At 62.6% G+C, this 3,929-nt stretch carries 5 protein-coding genes; 1 reads left to right on the top strand and 4 read right to left on the bottom strand.

Going from position 1 to position 3,929, the window contains the following annotated elements; all coding sequences use genetic code 11:
- Nucleotides 1–15: 15 nt before the first annotated feature.
- From EN994_RS21395 to folE, 3 genes are all read right to left on the bottom strand, one after another.
- A complete protein-coding gene (locus EN994_RS21395) occupies nt 16–990 on the bottom strand; it encodes a patatin family protein (protein ID WP_174299064.1) in 975 nt (324 codons plus the stop codon).
- An 81-nt stretch (nt 991–1,071) separates the two neighbouring features.
- Nucleotides 1,072–1,533 carry a phosphoribosyl-AMP cyclohydrolase gene (gene hisI / locus EN994_RS21390; protein WP_013531983.1) on the bottom strand — a complete coding sequence of 154 codons (462 nt, stop codon included), beginning with the start codon at nt 1,531–1,533 and terminating at the stop codon, nt 1,072–1,074.
- Nucleotides 1,534–1,568: 35 nt separating this feature from the next.
- The gene (gene folE / locus EN994_RS21385) at nt 1,569–2,204 is read right to left on the bottom strand and encodes a GTP cyclohydrolase I FolE (protein WP_013531982.1); all 636 of its coding nucleotides are present in this window, start codon (nt 2,202–2,204) and stop codon (nt 1,569–1,571) included.
- 240 nt (nt 2,205–2,444) lie between these two features.
- Here folE and EN994_RS21380 point away from each other — a divergent pair, with 240 nt between their 5' ends.
- Entirely contained in the window at nt 2,445–2,891 is a 447-nt protein-coding gene (locus EN994_RS21380) for an iron-sulfur cluster assembly scaffold protein (protein WP_063167874.1), read from the top strand.
- Between the two features lie 103 nt (nt 2,892–2,994).
- Here the strand turns inward: EN994_RS21380 and EN994_RS21375 are convergent, their stop codons facing one another.
- Nucleotides 2,995–3,912, bottom strand: a complete 918-nt coding sequence (locus EN994_RS21375) for a LysR substrate-binding domain-containing protein (RefSeq protein WP_063167875.1) — start codon at nt 3,910–3,912, stop codon at nt 2,995–2,997.
- Nucleotides 3,913–3,929 lie beyond the last annotated feature (17 nt).

The following is a 3,929-nucleotide window of genomic DNA, read 5'->3' as shown; positions in this document are numbered from 1 at the left end:
GTGCGTAGGTGTTGATCAGGCGAGAACTGTCTGCAGCCGGGTCAGTTCGCCGATCTGCGCCATCGTCGCCTGATAGCCGAGATTGATCGCCTCGTCGGCGCGGTGGAACTCGGTCAGGCCGATATGGCTGAGCTTCGGCTGTAGCGACATGTCTGGCGGATCGCCGGCAAGTCTTGCGCGCGAAATGCGGTCCTGGATGATGTTGAAGGCCTCGACCATGACGCCGGTGATGCCGAGCCGGGTCTGATGCGACTGGTGTTCGGGATCGCCATGTCCGGCCCTCGGCGCGTCCTTTTCGACGACCAGTTCGCCAGCGCTGTGCTTGATGACGGCGGCACGGCCGAACAGGTCATAGTGAAGGTTGACCGCCACGACGAGCGGCTGCTCGTAGGCGCGGCAGACCGAAACCGGTACGGGGTTGACCAGAGCGCCGTCGACCAGCACGCGGCCGTTGCAATTCACCGGCTCGAACACGCCGGGAAGCGCATAAGAGGCGCGCATGGCGGTGATCAATGAGCCGCTCGACAGCCAGATTTCGTGGCCCGTGCGGATTTCGGAAGTGACCGCGACGAACGGCTTGGCAAGGTCCTCGAAACGAATGCCGGCCATGTGCTCGCGCAGCCTTGCATCGAGTTTCATGCCGCCGAACAGGCCGCTGCCGCGTAAATTGAGATCGAGCAGGCCGAAAATGCGGCGCTTGGTCAGGCTGCGGGCGAATTCTTCGAGCTCGTCCAGTTTGCCGGCGAGATAGCAGCCGCCGACCAGCGCGCCGATCGAGGTGCCGGCGATCATCGATACTTCGATGCCGGCTTCATCCAGCGCGCGCAGCACGCCGATATGCGCCCAGCCGCGGGCGCACCCGCCACCCAAGGCGAGCGAAATGCCTGTTTTCTTTTGGGAGTTCGTTTCGGACGCGCCGCCTGACGAGGACAGGCCGTTGGCCTCCCTGACATCTGGTCTGTTACGCAATGACGCCCACTCGAGCATCATAATCTCCCTTGTCCCACGGCTACTATACGAGCGGGGCGTATCGAAATGATGAATCTGTGTCGTCGGTGTCAGGCAGAAGGTTCAAGCTGTTGGTTTCCGATACGTGTTTTCCGCATCGAACAGCGGCTTGCTGCCGTCGATGGCAAGCGTCCCTTTGCCGTCGACCAGCCCCACCGTCCGATAAAAGCATGAACGCCGGCCAGTGTGACAGGTTGCGTCGTGGCCCAACACTTTGACGCGCAACCATATGGCATCCTGGTCACAATCCGTGAGCATCTCGACGACATGCTGAAAATTGCCTGATGTTTCGCCCTTTTTCCAAAGCGCGCTGCGCGAGCGCGACCAGTAGTGGGCGATGCCGGTCTCAAGCGTCAGCGCCAGTGCTTGCGCGTTCATATGCGCAACCATCAACAGCATGCCGTCCGCGGCGTCTGTCACGACGACCGTGACCAGCCCGGCTGCATCGAAGCGCGGCGAAAACACCGCGCCTTCCTCGAGAGCCTTCTTGTCCGACGGAGCTTTTGGAAATTCCAGTGCCGACATCGCCGGTCCTTATTTTGATGGCCGGCGAGGGCCGATCAGACCCCGCCGCCGCGCACCATGGTGACGAAACGGACCTGCTCTTCGGGCGTGTCCTTGAAAACGCCGGTGAAGGTCGAGGTCAGCGTGGTTGATCCCTGCTTGCGGATGCCGCGCATGGCCATGCACATGTGCTCGGCCTCGATCATGACGGCGACGCCGCGCGGATTGAGCACGTCCTGGATGACGCCGGCGATCTGCGCCGTCAGCGCCTCCTGGGTTTGCAGGCGGTGGGCGAAGATATCGACGACACGCGCGATCTTGGACAGGCCGACGACCTTGCCGTCCGGAAGATACCCGACATGCGCCTTGCCGATGATCGGCACCATGTGGTGCTCGCAATGCGAATGGAATGTTATGTCCTTGACGATGACCAGGTCATCGTAGCCGGCGACCTCCTCGAAGGTGCGGCCGAGCTCGTCGGCCGGGCACATGTCGTAACCACCGAACATTTCGCGAAAGGCCTTTGCCACCCGCTTCGGCGTGTCGACCAACCCTTCGCGGTCCGGATTGTCGCCGGTCCAGCGCAAAAGTGTGCGCACGGCGGCTTCGACTTCGGCTTCGCTTGGCCGGTCGGTGACCGGCTTTTCCATATAGGCTGACTGTGGCATGAGCTTCTTGATGACGGCATCCATAAAGGCGTCTCCCGTAGTCCCTCTCGGCGGAGGAACGAGTTGAACGGACCACGACCTTTCGGTGTCGGAAACTCGCCCCGTTTCCAGCCCCGTAAGCGGCGTGAACTTCCCGGCAAGGACATTGGCTTTCGTCGTTCTTGTCGATACCGGACTGCCAGCATTATATAAGGTCATAGCGAGCGAAAGGAAGACACGACAGCGGCAATCGCTGTTCGCTTGGCGGCGACGGATTGGAAAATTATGATAAACGACGTCTACAACGCGAAAATTCTCGGTTTTGCCGGAAACATCGCCCGCATCGGCCGTCTCGATCATCCTGACGCGACCGCCAAGGCGCACTCCAAGCTATGCGGTTCGACCGTCACCGTCGACCTCAAGATGCAGGACGGCGTCGTCACGGACTTTGCCCATGACGTGAAGGCCTGCGCGCTCGGCCAGGCGTCGTCATCGATCATGGCGCAGCATGTCGTCGGCGCGAGTGCCGAGGAATTGCGCGCGGTGCGCGACTCCATGCTGAAGATGCTCAAGGAAAATGGCGCCCCGCCGGACGGCCGCTTTGCGGATCTCAGATATTTGGAGCCGGTGCGCGACTACAAGGCGCGGCACGCTTCGACCATGCTGACTTTCGATGCCGTGGTCGACGCGATCGGCCAGATCGAGAAGAAGCGCGCCGAAGAAGCGGCCTGACCTTGGGATTTGGCCGTCCACGGTGCGCAGGCTTCGCGCAGGCGCCCAAATCTTTGCTGCCACTGCTTGGCATTTGGCTGGACAGGAACCGGGCCAGAAGGGTTTAAACCTGCGCTTCCAGCGCCCGCCTGCTTTCGGCAAATTCGCTTCTGAGCCAGTCGGCGAACGCGGCGACCGGCTCCGAGAGGTCGTGCAGGTTTCTGGCCACCAGCCAATAGGCGCCGGATGCGACGTCGATGTCGAACGGCTTGACCAGCGCGCCGGATGCGATTTCCCCGCCGATCTGCAACAGATCGCCCAATGCCACGCCATGTCCGAGCAAGGCGGCCTGCTTTGAAAGCGACGCATCCGCCAGCATCGGCCCGCGCGCGGGCACGGCGTCGGCGGGCACGCCGGCCGCTTCGAACCAGCGCGCCCAGCCCTGGCGGTTCTCCTCGTGCAAAAGCGTGTAGCGGCCAAGATCGATTGGCTTCCTGAGGGCAGGGCCAGAAGCAAGCAGCGCCGGCGACAGGACCGGCGAATCGACCGTCGAGGCAAGCCGCTCGGCCTGGCTGCGCGGCCACGAGTCGGCATGCGCGCTGAAGCGCAAGGCAAGCTCCGGCTGATCGCTGCGGAACTCGATCAGCCTTGGATCGACTTCGAGGGAGACGTCGATGTCGGGCCGCAATTGGCGAAACCGGTTGAGCCGGGGAACCAGCCACACGGAGGCAAGCGACGGCTCGACACTGACGCGGACCACGGACTGTGCCGGTGTCGCCACCAGATCGCCAAGCAAGGTATCGATGGCGTCGAAACTTCTGACAAGCTGATCCAGCAGACGCCGGCCGGTGTCGGTCAGTTCGACTCGTCGATGGTGACGTTCGAACAAGGGTCGATGCAGGAAGATTTCGAGCTCGCGGATCTGCCGGCTGATCGCCGCCTGCGAGACGAAAAGCTCCTCGGCGGCCCGGCTGAAGCTCAGATGCCGGCCCGCCGCCTCGAAGCTCCTCAATGCCGTCAGCGGCAGGCGCCCACGCTTCATTTCGCATAACCCAGGAT

The sequence above is a fragment of the Mesorhizobium sp. M7A.F.Ca.CA.002.09.1.1 genome, assembly GCF_003998555.1.
Taxonomy (GTDB): Bacteria; Pseudomonadota; Alphaproteobacteria; order Rhizobiales; family Rhizobiaceae; genus Mesorhizobium; species Mesorhizobium ciceri.
The sequence above is the reverse complement of the archived record's forward strand: the minus strand, read 5'-3'. Positions and strand labels throughout refer to the sequence as shown.

Excerpts from the sequence above, each read along its gene's own strand:
- folE (WP_013531982.1), bottom strand. The coding sequence starts at position 2,204 with ATGGATGCCGTCATCAAGAAGCTCATGCCACAGTCAGCCTATATGGAA.
- EN994_RS21380 (WP_063167874.1), top strand. The coding sequence starts at position 2,445 with ATGATAAACGACGTCTACAACGCGAAAATTCTCGGTTTTGCCGGAAAC.
- EN994_RS21395 (WP_174299064.1), bottom strand. The coding sequence starts at position 990 with ATGATGCTCGAGTGGGCGTCATTGCGTAACAGACCAGATGTCAGGGAG.
- EN994_RS21375 (WP_063167875.1), bottom strand. The coding sequence starts at position 3,912 with ATGAAGCGTGGGCGCCTGCCGCTGACGGCATTGAGGAGCTTCGAGGCG.
- hisI (WP_013531983.1), bottom strand. The coding sequence starts at position 1,533 with ATGTCGGCACTGGAATTTCCAAAAGCTCCGTCGGACAAGAAGGCTCTC.